Genomic DNA, 17,987 nt, shown 5'->3' with positions numbered 1-17,987 from the left:
AGGGGAAATTTGGAACTGTAGGAGCGGTAGCGACCGCCTGAAAGCTTTCCGTAGGAAAGCTAGCATCGTAAGCATCAGCAGTCCCCGGATTTCAACCGCGAAGAGCGGAATAAATCAAGAAATCTGGGGACAACAGCGGCCGGAAGTCCAAATGTTCACTGCAGTGACGATGAAGCTTCAAGTTCAAATCTTAAGTGCGTGTTAAATAGATGACTTTGGGCAAGCGGGGGGAGCAAGACGATGGAAATATATAAGCAACCTTCCTACAGTGTGGAGGAGCGGGTTCAGGATCTTCTGTCCCGCATGACACTGCGTGAAAAGACGGGCCAATTGAACCAGCGGATGTATGGCTGGGATGCTTATGCCTGGGAGAACGGGGAGCTTGTGCTTACCGAGGCCTTCCGCCGGGAAGTGGCTGCAGGCGCAGGCATGGGGGCATTGTATGGATTATTCCGCAGTGACCCGTGGTCCGGCGTGGATTACAGCAACGGAATTACAGCCGCCGCCAGCGCGGCTGCTGCGAACAAGGTGCAGCGCTATGTGCTGGAGCATACCCGGCTGGGCATTCCTGTACTGCTTAGTGAGGAATGCCCGCATGGGCATCAGGCACTGGACGGAACATTGCTGCCCGTGAATCTGGCTGCCGGAGCAACCTGGAATCCGCAGCTGATGGAACAGGCTTACAGCCGGGTAGCGCTGGAGCTGCGCAGCCGGGGGGCTCACCTCGGGCTGCTGTCCGCCCTGGATATTCTGCAAGATCCGCGCTGGGGCCGTTCCGAGGAATGCTACAGCGAGGACCCGTTCCTGGCGGCTGCCTTCACGGCAGCGGCTGTGCGCGGGATGCAGGGAACAACGCCGGAAGAGCTGGATTCACCTGACAAGATTGCAGTGATTCTCAAGCATCTGTGCGCTCAGGGAGCCGCGCAGGGCGGGAGGAATGCCGGGCCGGCAGCAATCGGTGAACGTGAGCTGCGCGAGATTCATCTGCCGGCCGCGCAGGCAGGTACAGCGGCGGGTGCGGCCGGATTCATGGCAGCCTATAATGAAATCGACGGCATTCCCTGCCATGCGAATGAGGCGCTGCTGAGCGGTATTCTACGCGGGGAATGGGACTTCGGCGGGATCGTTATGGCTGACGGTCAGGCGGTAGACCGTCTGATAGCGCTGACCGGCAGTTATGAAGGCGCAGCAGCGCTGGCCTTATCCGCCGGCGTTGACCTCAGCCTGTGGGACAAAGCGTTCAGCACGCTTGAGGAGGCAGTGAACCGGGGCCTTGCCCGCGAGGCTGATATTGACCGTGCAGTATCCCGTGTGCTGGCGCTGAAATTCCGGCTCGGCTTGTTTGAACGCCCCTATACGGATGAGCAGCTGGCGCTTTCTGTAGTTGGTCATGCGGCTACCCGCAGCCTGAACCTGCAGGTGGCAAGGGAATCGGCCGTTCTGCTGAAGAACGAAGATGCTTTGCTTCCGCTCTCCGGCAAGCTCCGGCGGATTGCGGTTATCGGTCCGAATGCGGATCGGCTGTACAATCAGCTCGGTGATTATACCAGCATCCAGCGGGAGGGAAGCGGTACGACCGTACTCCAGGGCATCCGGCAATGTGCCCCCGCCGGTGTTGAGGTTGTACATGCTCTGGGCTGCGGCATCCGCGAATCTTCCACAGCCGGTCTGAGCGAAGCGGTGGAGCTGGCACAGCGTGCGGATGTTGCTGTACTGGTGCTGGGAGGCAGCAGTGCACGGCAGTTCGGCGGCGACTTCGAGGCCAACGGTGCCGCAATTATCAGTGAAGGCAGTCCATCCGAAATGGACTGTGGAGAAGGCGTGGATCTGGCTGACCTGCGGCTCGGCGGCATCCAGCTGCAGCTTGCAGAAGCAGTGGCTGCCACCGGTACACCGGTGGTCGCAGTTGTGATCCAGGGCCGTCCACATGCGCTGGACGAACTGGAGCCGTTAGCCGGTGCGCTTCTCTGCGCGGCATATCCCGGGGCGGAAGGCGGACAGGCCATCGCTGAAATAGTGTTCGGCCACGTGAATCCCAGCGGCAAGCTGCCGGTGTCTCTGCCGCGTTCCTCCGGGCAGCTACCGGTATATTACAACCAGAAGGACCCGGGCCGTCCCCGGGTATATGTGGATATGCCGTCTGCCCCGCTGTATGCCTTCGGACACGGGCTCAGCTACACCAGTTTTGAATACGGCAGTGTCTCTTTATCCGCTGACTCCATCTCAACTGCTGATCTGGGTACCGGCAGCCGGGTAGCTGTCAGTATCAAGGTGAAGAATACCGGCGCTATCTCAGGTATGGAGACCGTTCAGCTGTACATCCGTGCCCGGGAGTCGGGGATCACCCGCCGGATTGCAGAACTGAAGGGCTTCAGCAAAATCTCTCTGCAGCCGGGAGAAGAGCAGACCGTAACCTTCCATCTGGGCGTGGAAGAGCTGGGGATATGGAATACTTCAATGAAGTTTGCGCCTGTCCCCTGCCGGGTTACGGTGATGGCTGGAGGGAGCCTTGCCGGAGCCCGGACAGCGGAGCTTGAGATTACGGACGGACTTGGTACCGGAGTATAATCAACGAACAAAAAAAGAGCAGCGGTTCTCCTGTCAACGGAGAATCGCTGCTCTATTGTGTTATATCCGGTCGCGGCGGCTAACTATTAGATCTTCAGCACGCCGCCTTTGCTTGCATTGGTAACCAGCTTGGAGTAACGGGCCAGATAACCGGTCTTCACCTTCGGTTCGAATTCCTTCCAGCCGCTGCGGCGGACAGCCAGCACTTCTTCTTCAACCAGCAGCTCGATCTTGCGGTTGATCAGATCCAGCTCGATGATGTCACCATCCTCGACAAAAGCAATCGGTCCGCCCTCAGCCGCTTCCGGCGAGATGTGGCCAATGCTGATGCCGCGGGACGCACCGGAGAACCGGCCGTCAGTGATCAGGCCGACCTTGGCGCCAAGACCCATACCGACGATCTGCGAAGTCGGAGCCAGCATTTCCGGCATACCCGGTCCGCCCTTCGGACCTTCATACCGGATCACAACGACATGGCCTTCTTTGACCTTGCCGTTCGCGATTCCTTCCAGCGCCTGCTCCTGGGAGTCGAAGCAGATGGCAGGTCCTTTGTGGTAGCCGCCAACGGAAGCGTCTACGGCACCAACCTTGATGATGGAGCCTTCAGGAGCCAGATTGCCGTAGAGTACAGCCAATCCGCCTACTGGGGAATAAGGGTTGTCTATTGTATGAATAACTGACGTATCCTGAATCTCATGACCGGTGACATTCTCGGCCAGAGTCTTGCCGGTTACGGTCATGCAGTCGCCGAAGATGGCGCCCGGCTTCTTCAGCAGCTCGTTCAGCACGGCGCTGACGCCGCCTGCCCGGTCCACATCCTCGATGAAGATATCGGATGCTGGAGCCAGCTTGGCCAAGTAAGGCACGCGGTTGGCTACTTCATTGATGCGCTCCAGCGGATAGTCGATTTCAGCTTCTTGAGCCAGGGCCAGGGTATGCAGCACCGTGTTGGTGGAACCGCCCATAGCCATATCCAGCGCAAAGGCATTGTCCAGTGATTCATGGGTTACAATATCACGCGGCTTCAGATCCAGCTTGATCAGCTCCATGAGCTGGGTAGCTGATTTGCGGACGAAATCTCTGCGTTCTTCTGCTACAGCCAGAATGGTGCCGTTGCCCGGAAGTGCCAGGCCCATAGCTTCGGCCAGACAGTTCATGGAGTTGGCAGTGAACATACCGGAGCATGATCCGCAGGTTGGACAGCCGAATTGTTCCAGTTCAAGCAGTTCGGCGTCATTGATCTTGCCGACCTGATGGGCACCTACGCCTTCAAACACGGAAGTCAGGGAGAGCTTCTTGCCTTTGCTGTCTACGCCGGCCTTCATCGGCCCGCCGCTGACGAAGATGGTCGGGATGTTGACGCGCAGTGCGCCCATCATCATGCCCGGGGTGATTTTATCACAGTTGGGAATGCAGACCATTCCATCGAACCAGTGAGCGGAGACCATCGTTTCCACTGAATCGGCAATAATCTCGCGGCTTGGGAGCGAATAGCGCATTCCGATATGTCCCATGGCAATACCGTCATCTACGCCGATGGTATTGAATTCGAACGGAACCCCGCCGGCTTCACGGATCGCTTCCTTCACGATTTTGCCGAATTCCTGCAGATGCACATGACCTGGTACAATGTCGAGATAGGAATTGCAGACCGCGATGAACGGCTTGCCGAAATCCTCTTCCTTAACGCCTGCGGCCCGCAGAAGGCTGCGGTGCGGAGCGCGGTCAAAGCCTTTTTTGATCATGTCTGAGCGCATTTTTTTGTTTGCCATGATGACATTTCCCCTTAAAAGTATTGGTGAAGCAAATATAGTGCCGCATTAACGCAATGCAATCCGGGAATTCACGTGTCTGCGGTGATTGGTTAAGAACGTTAATAGAGAGTCTATCACAAAAAGTCTCTTTTTTCTACCGGACAATGTGAAGTTTGTCGCAGTCCTGGGGCGGCGGATTCATGGAAACGGCTTCATTGTTGTGCAAACAGAAAGAAGCCCCTCCCGGATGGGAAAGGCTTCTATATAGATAGATTTGGAACAATATCCTTAATCTAGAGCGAACGTCTGAGCGCTGTGCGCTGCAGCGAGATCATCCAGTCCACAGACGGCTCGACGAGCGGATTCAGCAGGCGTCTGAGCGCAGGCTGGGCCAGCAGCACCGTACAGCCGACTGCACCGGCAAGCAGCAGGGCAACTCCGGCAGGATTAGTGATATAGTCGTACAGGCCGGAAACGGCAGCCGCCCGGACGATGAATCCGTGAAGCAGGAACACGTAGAGCGTACGGCGTCCCAAGTCCGTCATGCGGCTTAACCCGTAAGGGACCAGGCCGAGAAACGCCAGGGAAGCGGCAAATTGCAGACCGTACACAGCGAGCCGGAACACTCCCGCATACCAATCATGGGCGCCAAGCTGCATGTAGGTCATACTGCCGTACAGCCAGCCGAGCGGGAGATCACGGCCGAACAGGCCGATTAGAGCGAGCAGCAGGAGGGAGGCGGCAGCGGCAGTGATTTTGACATATTGCTGATACAGCTTGACGAAAGCTCCGAAGGAGAAATGGGTTCCGATGACGAAAAAGGGCAGATATACAAAGGTGCGGCTGATGCTGAACCAGATCCCGTCCGGTTGCAGATAACCTACGGCCACCCCTGCGGTAACGGCGAAGGCCAGTTGGGCGCTGCGGGTCCAGCGGCTCATGCCCAGCATCAGCAGGCGCCAGCAGATGTGGCTGGCCAGGAACCATAGCAGCAGATAAGGAGCGAAGAAGGAATGCTGTATATTATTCACATGAAACAGGGAGGCGTCCAGTGCGGAGTATAGGCTCTGAAAAATAACATATTGCAGGGCAATCTGCAGCAGGACTTTGCGTCCTGGCGCTCCATGTAAGCTTGAACGGGCAAAGTATCCGGTCACCAGCACAAACAGCGGCATATGAAAACTGAAGATCCACTGGTAAAGGGTGTGAAGTCCGCTCATTTCTTGAATCAGGGGTTCGATCGCATTGGCCGCAAAGACAGTTACAATAAGCATGAAGCGCAGATTGAGAAAAAAAGTCTCTCCGCGCGTGTCAAGCGAGCTTTCCCGGGTCATGACGTAACCTCCAAGTGAGATTCGGTTTACGTGTTGCGCAGTGTTTAAATACTTTAATTTTAAAATACATGATTTCCGGTAAATAAATTGTGAAATATATCACAATAGTAAGCGCTATCATTGGGAATAGATGCGCCCATATGTGGCGAACTCTTGAAGGTTGTTTGATTTCATTGATTACTTTATAATTTTCAGTATGCAATAACCGGGAGTGAAGTTGAATGAACAAGAATATTACCAGACGCCGTGTGCTTATAGGGATCGTGCTGATTCTGCTGGTGGCAGGGGTGTTTATATGGAGGTATCTGACCCCGTATAAGCCGGAAGAACGGGCCGAAACAGCCCTTATCTCTGCCGGAGGAGTATCTGTGGAGCAGAATGACAATTGGATCTCGTTTGACCCTGCGGTTGTGCTTGGCACATCCGTGATCTTTTATCCCGGTGCCTTGGTCAAGGCGGAGGCGTATGCCCCGTTGGCCAGAAAAGTGGCTGCGGCCGGCCACCCGTTCTACATTGCCAGAATGCCGCTTAACCTCGCCGTGATTAAAGGGGATGCGGCCGAAGAGATTATCCGCGTTCATCCCAAGCAGTCCTTCGTCCTTGGCGGCCACTCGCTCGGCGGCGTCATGGCCTCGCGCTTCGCTGCAGATCATGCCGGTCAGCTGGAAGGCGTTTTTTTGCTGGCCTCGTATCCTGACGAGAAGGGCAGCCTGAAGGACACTACGCTGTCTGTATTGTCTGTGCTTGGCACGGAGGATAAGGTGGTTGATCAGAAGAGCTATAACCAAGGACGCGCCTATTTACCCGGCAATACTGTATACGTGTCGGTTGAAGGCGGCAATCATGCCCAGTTCGGGAGTTATGGCCCGCAAAAGGGTGACGGTGTCGCTGCGATTACAGAAGAAGAACAGCAGACGCGGACTGTGCGGGCAATGCTGGACTGGATGGGCAATCTGCGCCAGACCAAATGAATATAGAATCATAGAAATAATGTAATCTATGCAGAGGAGCGATGGAATGCCTGTGTTGCATATTAATGAAATCACCGTTCCCTGCCGGGGTATCCTGTTCGACAAGGACGGAACGCTGCTGGATCTGCTTGGCACCTGGGGCCATTGGGCGAATCTAATGCTTGAGGGATTAAGCAGCCAGCTCACGCTGATCGGAAGCTCTTCCGGTTCAGGAGCGGACCTTGCCAAGGTGCTGGGAACGGTCCATGATTCCGCAGGCAAGGTGACCGGGTATGATCCCGCCGGACCGCTCTCCATGGCGACCGCCGAAGAGACGATCGGGATTCTGGCCTGGCAGCTGTATGCTGCCGGTGTTCCCTGGAATGAGGCGGTCACGCGTGTAAATGCAGTCTCCAAGGAAGCGATGAGCGAGCTGCGCAGAAGGCAGGCAGCGCTGCCAATGCCGGGCTTACAGGATTTTCTGGAGCAGTGTAAGGCAGCTTCCTTGAAGCTCGGTGTAGTGACCTCAGACAATATGGGGACTACCCGTGAGCATCTGGAGTGGCTTGGAATTTCCGGTTATTTCGGTTCGGTCGTCACCAGAGACAGGGTGAAGTACGGTAAGCCTGCACCGGAGATGGCCGAGACCGCCTGCCGCGAGCTCGGTCTTCTGCCCGGCGAGACCGTTATTATCGGTGACAGCAATGCAGATATGCAGCTTGGCGCAGGCGCGGGCCTCCGTCTTGCCATCGGGATATCTCCGGACGGGAGTTCAGGTCACCTGCTGGATGCGGATATCGTGATCTCCGGATATGAACAGCTTCGCCTTACAGCATTCTAAATACATTCCGTACAGAAGGGAAATGTGTAGAGACTATGGATCAATTGCAGCTGCTGGCTTCCTGGTTGAAGAACAGCAATAATATTGTATTTTTTGGCGGCGCCGGAACCTCGACGGAGAGCGGCATCCCGGATTTCCGTTCGGCAGCCGGACTCTACCAGACACAGCACAATTCTCCTTACCCGCCTGAGGTGATGCTCAGCCGCAGCTTTTTTATGTCCTCGCCGGACATTTTTTTTGATTTCTACCGCAGCAAGATGATTCATCCCGGTGCGAAGCCGAACGGCGCCCACCGGCTGCTTGCAGAGCTGGAATCCTCTGGAAAACTGAAGGCGGTCATTACGCAGAATATTGACGGCCTGCATCAGATTGCGGGCAGCCGCCGTGTGCTGGAGCTGCATGGTTCGATCCACCGGAATCACTGCATGGGCTGCCAGCGGTATTACGGCCTGGAGGAATGGCTGGAGCAGAGTGATGCAGTGCCGCGGTGCCTGGACTGCGGCGGCATGATCAAGCCGGATGTAGTGCTCTATGAGGAAGCGCTCGATCATGAGGTGCTGGTGGAGGCTGTAGACGCTATTGCAGCGGCGGATCTGCTGATCATCGGCGGCACCTCACTCACTGTTCAGCCAGCCGCGAGTCTGGTCACTTACTTCAGAGGACGGCATACGGTACTGCTAAACGGCGAACCCACCCCGTACGATGATCAGGCGGATCTGATTATTACAGAGCGGATCGGTGAGGTGATGGGCAGAATACAGGGACTGCTAGGCTAGGCTTCAAGCTTTTCTGGAGAATAAGATTACAAATTCCGTCCTGCGTTTAAAGTAGGGTAATGCATCACAAAGCGAAACGAGAGGCAGGGATAAGATATGGTATATGTGGCTAATGAGGAACGGTATGAAGTCATGCGTTACAACCGCACCGGCAGGTCTGGACTGAAGCTTCCGGCCATCTCCCTGGGCCTGTGGCATAATTTCGGCGGCATTGATACCTATGAGAACGGCCGTGAGATGATTACCCGTGCTTTTGATCTCGGGATTACCCATTTTGACTTGGCGAACAACTACGGGCCTCCGGCCGGATCAGCAGAAGAGCTGTTCGGCAAGGTTCTGGCCCGGGATCTCTCCCCTTACCGTGATGAGCTGGTGATATCGACCAAGGCGGGATACAATATGTGGCCTGGCCCCTACGGGGACTGGGGTTCACGCAAATATCTCCTGTCCAGTCTGGACCAGAGTCTGAAGCGGCTGGGGCTGGATTATGTGGATATCTTCTACTCTCACCGCCCGGACCCGGAGACGCCCATGGAAGAAACGATGGGAGCGCTGGATCATGCCGTACGTTCAGGCAAGGCACTCTACATCGGCTTGTCCAACTATACGGCGGAGCAGACCTTGCAGGCGATTACCATCCTGAAGGAGCTGGGAACCCCGCTGCTGATTCATCAGCCGCGATATTCCATGCTGGACCGCTGGATCGAAGGCGGGCTTCAGGATGTGCTGGAGGAACACGGGGTGGGCAGTATCGCCTTCACTCCGCTGGCGCAGGGTCTGTTGACCAATAAATATCTGAACGGTATTCCCGGCGATTCCAGGGCCGCCGGGCCTTCAACCGCTCTGAATGAGAACCGGATTACACCGGAGGTGCTGCGCAAAATCCACGCGCTGAACCAGATGGCGGTAGCCCGCGGTCAGAGTCTGGCCCAGTTCGCCTTGCTCTGGACGCTGCGCGGAGGCCGGGTAACCTCGGCGCTGATCGGCGCGAGCCGGGTCAGCCAGATTGAGGAGAATATCGCCGCTCTGTCCTATGGCGAGTTCTCCCAGGAGGAGCTGGACCGGATCGAAACGATCCTGAAGACGGAGAGTGAAGCCTGAGGTCGTCAACCTATTAACCTGTAATGTCAGAGGATCAGCTTAATAACCATAGCAGCATGAAACAGCCCGCTTCCGGTTCAGGATTCGGGCTGTTGGTCCAGGCTATTTCCCACCGGGGTTCACCGTTGCCAGGCGGTAGGCGGTGGGGGACTGGCTGTAGAAGCGTTTGAACTGCCGGGAGAAGTACAAGGCATCCGTCAGTCCCACCGAAGCCGCAACCTGCTCCACGGACAGCTCGGGACGTTCACGCAGCAGCTGGCGTGACTTCTCTACCCGCAGCTTCAGCAGATAGGTCACCGGAGAGAGCCCGGTCTCCTGCTTGAAGATACGGGAGAGGTAGGCCCGGTTATATCCCAGGCTGCCGCACATTTGTTCAATCGAGACCGGATGGGCATACTGTGAAGCCATATAGTTGATCATTTGCTTTACCGTCCGCTTGACCTGCGATTCTGCGCCCGGGAGCCGGGAAGAAGAGACCAGCAGCTCCGCAGCTTCGCCTGCAATAAGGTATAGATATCCCAGAGCGGTGAGAGAGGCGCTCTCCTTATTGGCATAGAAGGCGGACATCATACCGGCCAGCGCACCGGGAATCACGCTGCCTTCAGCGGTAGACAGCACCGGTGCAAATGGAGTGAAGCCCGCCTGCTGCGCAAGCTGACCGGCGTCACCGCCGGTGAAGGCGGCCCAGCGGTACCGCCAGGGCTGCTGCGGATCAGAGATGTAGCTGACGAGCTGGCCCGGGTGAATCAGGAAGCAGTCCCCGGCCCCCAGCTCATAAGTACGTTGCTCCGTCCGGAAGACCCCGGAGCCGGATTCAATATAATGGAGCAGATAGTATTCGTAGATCTTGGGGCCAGCCTGATGCAGCGGAAGCGTCTGGCTCTCCCCTGCAAAGAGTACATGCAGCACTTGCTTATCGTAATATACAGGATTAGATCCTACAGAATAGGTATGTTGCACTTCTAAGCCGCCTTTCCTGAATATAACGCTACCACTGCTATTTGAAAGGGTAAGCGCCAAGTGAATTTCCTTCTTACCGAGTATAGCCTGAGTAAGGATAGAAGTCACATTTGTCCATACATTGCACACATGATTGCATTATCAGGGCAAGTCTGATTTTATTATAATGTAGTCATGAAGGACGCAAGTTGAATTCCAAAGTCCAAGCACAAGCACCGAAAGGATGGAGTGGCAATAATGAGCATACAGGCACTGAACAGCAAATTTATCGAGAAGTACGGGGAGAGCGGGGAAGAGGCGCGGGTATTCTACGCACCAGGCCGCGTGAATCTGATCGGAGAACATCTGGATTACAACGGCGGCTATGTGTTCCCGGCAGCGCTGGACTTCGGAACCACCCTGATCGTGCGTCCGCGCACAGACGGCAAGGTTCAATTCGCATCGACGAATTTCCCTTATGAAGCCTCTATCGACTTCAGTGAGATCGGCCATGCCAAGACCGGCGAATGGGTGGACTATCCCGTAGGCGTAATGGTAGAGCTGGCCAAGAAGGATCTTCCGGTATCCGGAGGCTACGACCTTTTGTTCCACGGTGAAATTCCTAACGGTTCGGGCTTGTCCTCTTCCGCTTCCATCGAGGTAGTAACAGGCTTTGCCTTCCTGACGCTGCTTGGCGGTGACACAGACACCGTAGAGATCGCCCTGTTGTCCCAGCGTGCGGAGAACCAGTACGTCGGCGTGAACTCCGGTATCATGGACCAGTTCGCAGTGGCCAACGGCAAGCGCGACCAGGCCATCCTGCTGATGTGCGACACTCTGGAATACAGCCTGGTTCCATTCGTGACCGGCAGCTATAAGCTGGTGATCAGCAATACGAACAAGAAGCGCGGACTGGTGGACTCCAAGTATAATGAGCGCCGCAGCCAGTGTGAAGAGGCGCTGGCTATTCTGAAGCAGGAGGTTCCCTCCCTGTCTTATCTGGCCGAGATGAAGCCGGAGCAATTCGGGCAGCATCAGGATAAAATCACCGACGAAACGGTTAGACGCCGTGCCCGCCATGTGGTGGAAGAGAACCAGCGCGTACTGGACTCGGTTGAAGTTCTGAAGAACAATGACCTGAAGCAATTCGGTCTGTATATGAATGACTCCCATGTCTCGCTCCGCGACCTGTATGAGGTCAGCTGCGAAGAGCTGGACGTTATGGTGGAAGAAGCACAGCGCATTCCGGGCACACTCGGCTCGCGGATGACGGGCGCAGGCTTCGGCGGATGTACGGTATCTCTGGTGCATGAGGATGATGTGCAGCGGTTCATCGCTGAGGTAGGTGAAGCTTACAAGAACAGAACAGGTCTGACCGGCGAATTCTATGTATGCGGCATTGGTAACGGTGTGGAAGAATTGAAAGGAGTGAAATAAGATGGCGATTCTGGTAACGGGCGGAGCAGGATACATCGGTTCACACACAGTAGCTGAGCTGCTGGACCGCGGGGAAGAGGTAGTGGTGATTGACAATCTGCTGACCGGGCACCGTGAGGCGCTGCTTGGCGGCAAGCTGTATGAAGGAGACCTGCGCGACAAGGAGCTGCTGGCCAAGCTGTTCTCCGAGAACGAGATTGAGGCAGTGATTCACTTCGCAGCCAGCTCCCTGGTGGGCGAGAGCATGAAGGACCCGGTCAAATATTACGACAACAATGTCTATGGAACACAGTGTCTGCTGGAAGCCATGCAGCATGCTGGTGTGGACAAAATCGTCTTCTCCTCTACAGCCGCAACCTACGGCGAACCGGAAAAGGTGCCCATTGAAGAGACCGACCGCACGGAACCTGCGAATGTCTACGGCGAAACCAAGCTGACCATGGAACGCATGATGGCCTGGTTCGACAAAGTGCTGGGCATCAAGTATGTAGCGCTGCGCTACTTCAATGCCGCAGGCGCTCATGCCAGCGGCAAGATCGGCGAAGACCACCGTCCGGAGAGCCACCTGATTCCGCTGGTGCTCCAGGCTGCCCTGAAGCAGCGTGAGAACATCGCAGTCTTCGGGGAAGACTATCCGACGGAGGACGGAACCTGCGTACGCGACTACATCCATGTCAGCGATCTGGCGGATGCGCATGTCCGTGCAGTAACCTATCTGCGCAGCGGCAGTGCAAGCAATATCTTCAACCTGGGCAACGGCCTGGGCTTCTCCGTGAAGCAGGTGATTGAGACGGCGAAGAAGGTCACCGGCCTTGATATTCCGGTTGTGATCCAGGAGCGCCGTGCCGGAGACCCGGCAGTGCTGGTCGCTTCCTCCGCCAAAGCCCGTCAGGTGCTGGGCTGGGACCCGCAGCACGCCGACCTGGAAGGGATCATTCAAAGCGCCTGGAACTGGCATTCCGCGAACCCGCAGGGGTACGGGGAGTAAGCCTGGCTTGAAGAATAAGCAATCATATGAGGAGAATTGAAATGCAGAACGATAATAGTACAGCTGCTGCCTCTGAGAAGGCGCTGTATGCGATTGAACAGCTGGTTCTGTTCGCCGGGCACACGGGGCTGATTCAGCCTGCAGACGTTGATTACAGCCGCAATGAACTGCTGGACCAGTTCGGCTTCAGCGAGCCGTATGCAGGTGCATTCACGGAAGCTCCGCTGGACAGCCCGCAGGCCCCGCTGGACCAGCTGATTGACTACGGGTTCGGCATCGGGCTGATCCCGGAGAATACAGATACGTACCGCGACCTGCTGGATGCCAAGATTATGGGCCTTCTGATGGCCCGCCCGTCTGAGGTGAATGCCGGGTTCGCCGCGACGCGGGCAGAGCAGGGGATTCAGGCGGCAACCGACCGCTTTTACAGGCTGAGCATTGATTCCAATTATATTCGTATGGACCGGGTGGCCAAGAATGTATATTGGCTCCAGGATTCGCCTTACGGGGATATCGAAATGACGATCAACCTCTCCAAGCCGGAGAAAAGTCCGAAGGAAATCGCCATGGCCCGGCTGCTACCGCCTCCGGTCTATCCCAAGTGCCAGCTCTGCCGCGAGAATGTAGGCTATGCCGGACGGGTGAATCACCCGCCGCGTCAGAACCTGCGCGTGATTCCGCTCTCGATGAACAACGAGAAATGGTTCTTCCAATACTCGCCTTATGTGTATTATAACGAGCATTGTATCGTGTTCCATCACGATCATGTGCCGATGAAGCTGACGAAGGATACGCTGAAGCGTCTGCTTAGCTTTGTGGAAGCCTTCCCGCATTATTTCATCGGCTCGAATGCCGATCTGCCGATTGTCGGCGGCTCTATTCTGACTCATGACCACTTCCAGGGCGGGCGGCATACCTTCCCGATCCAGAAGGCGCCCAAAGAGGAGACCTTCTCCCATGCTTCGTATCCAGGCGTCAGCTTAAGCACCGTGAAATGGCCGATGTCTGTGCTGCGGATGCATGCGGAAGATCCTGCGGTGCTGCTGGAGGCAGGCAACCATATCTATGAGGCCTGGAAGACGTATAGCGATCCGGCAGCCGAAGTCCTGGCGTTCAGTGAAGAGGGCGGCGAGAGCGTGCCGCATAATACGGTTACCCCTATCGTGCGCCGGGCAGAAGACGGCGGCTACGAGATGGATCTGGTGCTGCGCAACAACCGGACCAGCGAAGAATATCCCGAAGGGATTTTTCATCCGCACCGGGAGATGCATCATATCAAGAAGGAGAATATCGGCCTGATTGAGGTGATGGGACTGGCGATTCTGCCGGGACGGCTCAAGGAAGAGCTTGATGCCATTGCTGGCGTACTGGCAGGCGATACCGCACTGCTGGAGGCTGTCCAGAGCCAGGGGGCAGCTCATCCGCTGGCGCTGCATACCTCCTGGATTGTGGAGCTGGCAAGCCGCTTCGGCACCTCCCTTAACCGCGAGGAAGCGGTGAAGACGGTCCAGAACGAGGTTGGCATGAAGTTCACGCATATTCTGGAGCATGCCGGAGTCTACAAACGCACGCCGGAAGGACATGCGGCGTTCCGCCGGTTCTTGAACAGCAGCGGGTTCAACTAAGAGCTGGATGAAGTGGCCCTGCCGGGATACCGGCAGGGTCTTTCTGTATGCATTTGAATGCGTTAAGCAGGAGGTCTATAATATACAAGTGCTTCACATTCACATACTCATGGAGGTTTACCCATATGCGCAAGTTTGAATTTTATAACCCTACCAAGCTGATTTTTGGACAGGGGACGTTGCAGGCACTACGCACTGAAGTGCCGAAATACGGCAAGAATGTACTGCTGATGTACGGCGGCGGCAGCATCAAACGCAGCGGCCTGTATGACAATGTCATTGCTGAGCTGGCTGCTGTAGGAGCTGTAGTGACCGAGCTGGCAGGAGTGGAGCCGAATCCGCGTCTGTCTACGGTACATAAGGGTGTGGCCTTATGCCGGGAGAACGGAATTGAGCTGATTCTCGCCGTCGGCGGCGGCAGCGTACTGGATTGTGCCAAGGCAGTGGCAGTCGGTGCGAAATATGAAGGGGATATGTGGGACTTCGTAGAACGCAAAGCGGCCCCGCAAGGAGCGCTCCCGCTGGGGACGGTGCTGACTATGGCGGCAACCGGCTCGGAGATGAACAACGGCTCGGTTATCACCAATGAGGTGACCAAGGAAAAAATGGGCTGGGGCAGCGTACATGCTTATCCGGCCTTCTCGATCCTTGATCCGGAGAACACCTTCTCCCTGCCGCATGACCAGACGGTCTACGGTATGGTGGACATCATGTCCCATACGCTGGAGCATTATTTCCACACAGACGGGAATACGCCGGTACAGGACGGCTTCTGCGAGACTCTGCTCCGCACCGTGATCGAGACTGCGCCGAAGCTGATTGAGGATCTGAATAACTTCGAGCTGCGCGAGACCATTATGTACTGCGGAACGATGGCACTGAACGGTATGGTCAGCATGGGCTTTGCCGGTGACTGGGCTACCCACAATATCGAGCATGCCGTATCGGCAGTGTATGATATTCCCCACGGCGGAGGTCTGGCCATTCTCTTCCCGCAATGGATGAAATATAACCTCAGCACGAATCCTGCCCGCTTCCGTCAGCTTGCTGTGAATGTGTTCGGAATTGACCCTTCCGGCAAAACAGATGAACAGACCGGCCTCGAAGGCATTGAAGCGCTGCGCCGCTTCTGGGATTCGATCGGCGCTCCGAAGACGCTTGGCGATTATGATATCGACGACAGCGAAATCGGCAGCATGGCAGACAAGGCGGTCCGTTTCGGCCCGTTCGGCAACTTCCGCAAGCTGCAGCGTGAGGATGTTGTGGAGATTTACAAGATGGCCCTGTAATGGTTACACACAGCCGCTTCCATTCTACGGGAGCGGCTTTTTTTGTCGTAACTGACATACAATAATGAGAGTTACACCCAACTTTGTGAAACCAAGGGCATGGTTGCTGCGTTTATACTAGTATGGCAGTCCGGAAGTATCGACGGGAGGAGACTATAATGCAAACGCTGTATTTGGGCTGTTTGACACTTGGTGTTTTATTTGCCGTAGTCAGTGTGGTGATTGGTGACCTGATCGGGAGTGCGCTGCACGGGGTTTTTGACATTGTATCCTTCGATTTCCTGAATCCTACCCTGTTGGCAGGAGGGGTAACTGTATTCGGCGGAGCAGGAATGCTGCTTAACCGCTACAGCGGACTGGAAGATGGCGTAATTCTTGCCTTGTCTCTGCTGATTGCGGCATTCATGGGAGTGGTCATGCACCTGGTGGTAGTGAAGCCGATGAGGAACAGTGAGATGTCCAGCGGGTTCTCCATGAGCGAGCTGCCGGGCAGGATCGGCGAGGTAACCATTCCGGTTCCCGGCGCAGGCTATGGTGAGATCATGGTGAAGTTCGGGGCAAGCAACAGTCTGCATACGGCAGCCAGCTTCGAACAGCAAGCACTGCCGGCCGGGATCAAGGTTGTAGTCGTAGAAGTTCGCGAAGGTGTAGCCCTTGTATCTGAATTTGAAGAGAGAAGAGGAGTGGATACTTAATGATGGATTATATTCCAGAGAACATATTCATACCCGCAGTAGTGATCGCTGTATTGCTTGTACTCGGACTTGCGTTCTGGGCGCGTTACAAGACGGTAGGCCCGGACGAAGGCATGATTGTCACCGGTTCCTTCCTGGGCAAGAATCATATCTCGGATGACGGCTCCGGCCGCAAAATCAAAATCGTCCGCGGCGGCGGTGCGTTCATTCTGCCCGTCTTCCAGAAGGCGGAGTTCATGTCCCTGCTCTCCCACAAGCTCGATGTGACGACCCCGGAGGTCTACACCGAGCAAGGCGTACCGGTTATTGCCGACGGGGTGGCGATTATCAAGGTGGGCAGCTCCACCGAGGATGTGGCAACAGCTGCCGAGCAGTTCATGGGGAAGCCGATTGAATCGCTGAAGAGCGAAGCGCAGGAAGTGCTGGAAGGGCATCTGCGGGCGATTCTCGGAACGATGACCGTGGAAGAGGTCTACCGCAACCGTGACCGGTTCGCGCAGGAGGTTCAAGGCGTTGCCGCCCGCGATCTTAAGAAGATGGGACTGCAGATTGTCTCATTCACCATCAAGGATGTGCGCGACAAGCACGGGTATCTCGAAGCGCTCGGTAAGCCGCGGATTGCCGCAGTGAAGCGGGATGCGGAGATTGCGGAAGCTGAAGCGGTGCGTGACGCGCGGATTCAGAAGGCCAATGCTGAAGAGCAGGGGCAGAAGGCCGAGCTGCTGCGCGATACCAATATCGCTGAAGCATCCAAGGAGAACCAATTGAAGGTGGCGGCGTTCAAGCGCGATCAGGATACCGCCAAAGCGGAAGCCGACCAGGCGTACCATATTCAGGAGGCTCGTGCCAAGCAGACCGTGGTGGAAGAGCAGATGAAGGTCGAGCTGGTCCGCAAGGAACGCGAGATTGATATCCAGGCGAAGGAAATTCAGGTACGTGAGAAGCAATATGATGCAGAAGTGAAGAAGAAAGCGGAAGCGGACCGTTATGCGGTTGAGCAGGCGGCGGAAGCCGATAAGGCCAAGCGGATGCGTGAAGCCGATGCGCTGCAATACAGCATTGAGAAGCAGGCTCAGGCAACCTCAGAGCAGAAACGTCTGGAAGGTCAGGCGATCGCCGATGCCGAGCTGGCTAAGGGTAAAGCGGAGTCCGAGGTTATCCGGCTGCGCGGTCTGGCTGAAGCGGAAGCCAAGGAGAAGCTCGCGGAAGCCTTCCAGAAATTCGGCGAAGCGGCAGTACTCGATATTATCGTCAAAATGCTGCCTGAGCTGGCCGGCAAGATTGCCGAGCCGCTGGCATCTATCGACAAGCTGACTGTGGTGGATACCGGCAACGGTGAAGGGGCGGCGCGGGTCAGCAATTATGTGACCCAGCTCATGTCCACAGCTCCTGAGATGCTCAAAAGCGTATCCGGCATTGATGTCGAGGCGCTGATCAAAGGACTGACTAAGGGCAAGTCTGAGCACAAGGATGTTGTCAGACATACAGCAGCACCCATAACCACTGTGGTCAGCAGACCCGCTCCGGTACCCCCGGCCGCTCCGGCCGACCCGGCGGAACAGCCTGAGGGATAACAGTGCAGCAACCAGGTATGGCTGGCAGCATTAACCGCCAGTCATACCTTTTTTACAAGAATTTAACTATATAAGAGGCACTAAAGAAATAAACAAAAAGCAAAAGAAGCGGAGGG

The 17,987-nt window shown here is 56.0% G+C and carries 14 protein-coding genes; 11 read left to right on the top strand and 3 right to left on the bottom strand.

Annotated features, from left to right (window positions below; translation table 11 throughout):
• Positions 1-240 precede the first annotated feature (240 nt).
• Entirely contained in the window at positions 241-2,568 is a 2,328-nt protein-coding gene (locus HQN87_RS23290) for a glycoside hydrolase family 3 C-terminal domain-containing protein (RefSeq protein ID WP_173138150.1), read from the top strand.
• A gap of 86 nt (positions 2,569-2,654) precedes the next feature.
• On the opposite strand, the gene ilvD is transcribed toward HQN87_RS23290, so the two are convergent.
• Together ilvD and HQN87_RS23280 are read right to left on the bottom strand one after the other, a co-directional pair.
• Entirely contained in the window at positions 2,655-4,340 is a 1,686-nt protein-coding gene (ilvD, locus tag HQN87_RS23285) for a dihydroxy-acid dehydratase (protein WP_173138148.1), read from the bottom strand.
• Between the two features lie 275 nt (positions 4,341-4,615).
• Positions 4,616-5,656 (bottom strand): acyltransferase family protein, encoded by a 1,041-nt coding sequence (locus tag HQN87_RS23280; RefSeq protein ID WP_173138146.1) that lies wholly within the window; start codon positions 5,654-5,656, stop codon positions 4,616-4,618.
• 221 nt (positions 5,657-5,877) lie between these two features.
• On the opposite strand from HQN87_RS23280, the gene HQN87_RS23275 reads away from it, so the two are divergent.
• The 4 genes from HQN87_RS23275 (at position 5,878) to mgrA (ending at position 9,324) form a co-directional block, all read left to right on the top strand.
• The gene (locus HQN87_RS23275; protein ID WP_173138144.1) at positions 5,878-6,627 is read left to right on the top strand and encodes an alpha/beta hydrolase; all 750 of its coding nucleotides are present in this window, start codon (positions 5,878-5,880) and stop codon (positions 6,625-6,627) included.
• A 46-nt stretch (positions 6,628-6,673) separates the two neighbouring features.
• Positions 6,674-7,447: an HAD family hydrolase gene (locus HQN87_RS23270; RefSeq protein ID WP_173138142.1), complete on the top strand. Its 774-nt coding sequence runs from the start codon at positions 6,674-6,676 to the stop codon at positions 7,445-7,447.
• Between the two features lie 35 nt (positions 7,448-7,482).
• Positions 7,483-8,223, top strand: a complete 741-nt coding sequence (locus tag HQN87_RS23265) for an NAD-dependent protein deacylase (RefSeq protein ID WP_173138140.1) — start codon at positions 7,483-7,485, stop codon at positions 8,221-8,223.
• Between the two features lie 96 nt (positions 8,224-8,319).
• Complete coding sequence (mgrA, locus tag HQN87_RS23260; RefSeq protein WP_173138138.1) at positions 8,320-9,324, top strand: L-glyceraldehyde 3-phosphate reductase; 1,005 nt, start codon at positions 8,320-8,322, stop codon at positions 9,322-9,324.
• Between the two features lie 102 nt (positions 9,325-9,426).
• Here mgrA and HQN87_RS23255 read toward each other — a convergent pair whose 3' ends face one another.
• A complete protein-coding gene (locus HQN87_RS23255) occupies positions 9,427-10,284 on the bottom strand; it encodes an AraC family transcriptional regulator (RefSeq protein ID WP_173138136.1) in 858 nt (285 codons plus the stop codon).
• 237 nt (positions 10,285-10,521) lie between these two features.
• On the opposite strand from HQN87_RS23255, the gene HQN87_RS23250 reads away from it, so the two are divergent.
• From HQN87_RS23250 to floT, 6 genes are all read left to right on the top strand, one after another.
• Positions 10,522-11,700 (top strand): galactokinase, encoded by a 1,179-nt coding sequence (locus HQN87_RS23250; protein WP_173138134.1) that lies wholly within the window; start codon positions 10,522-10,524, stop codon positions 11,698-11,700.
• A gap of 1 nt (position 11,701) precedes the next feature.
• Positions 11,702-12,688: a UDP-glucose 4-epimerase GalE gene (gene galE, locus HQN87_RS23245; protein ID WP_173138132.1), complete on the top strand. Its 987-nt coding sequence runs from the start codon at positions 11,702-11,704 to the stop codon at positions 12,686-12,688.
• Between the two features lie 41 nt (positions 12,689-12,729).
• Positions 12,730-14,313 (top strand): UDP-glucose--hexose-1-phosphate uridylyltransferase, encoded by a 1,584-nt coding sequence (locus HQN87_RS23240; protein ID WP_173138130.1) that lies wholly within the window; start codon positions 12,730-12,732, stop codon positions 14,311-14,313.
• Positions 14,314-14,438: 125 nt separating this feature from the next.
• Positions 14,439-15,602 (top strand): iron-containing alcohol dehydrogenase, encoded by a 1,164-nt coding sequence (locus tag HQN87_RS23235; RefSeq protein ID WP_173138128.1) that lies wholly within the window; start codon positions 14,439-14,441, stop codon positions 15,600-15,602.
• 158 nt (positions 15,603-15,760) lie between these two features.
• The gene (locus HQN87_RS23230; protein ID WP_173138126.1) at positions 15,761-16,297 is read left to right on the top strand and encodes an NfeD family membrane protein; all 537 of its coding nucleotides are present in this window, start codon (positions 15,761-15,763) and stop codon (positions 16,295-16,297) included.
• On the top strand, positions 16,297-17,871 hold the full coding sequence (gene floT / locus HQN87_RS23225; protein WP_436836488.1) for a flotillin lipid rafts scaffold protein FloT: 1,575 nt from the start codon (positions 16,297-16,299) through the stop codon (positions 17,869-17,871). Before HQN87_RS23230 ends, floT begins: the two co-directional genes overlap by 1 nt.
• Positions 17,872-17,987: the final 116 nt, after the last annotated feature.

The organism is Paenibacillus tritici (assembly GCF_013204885.1).
Taxonomy (GTDB): Bacteria; Bacillota; Bacilli; order Paenibacillales; family Paenibacillaceae; genus Paenibacillus_AQ; species Paenibacillus_AQ tritici.
This window is presented reverse-complemented; position numbering and strand designations above follow the sequence as displayed.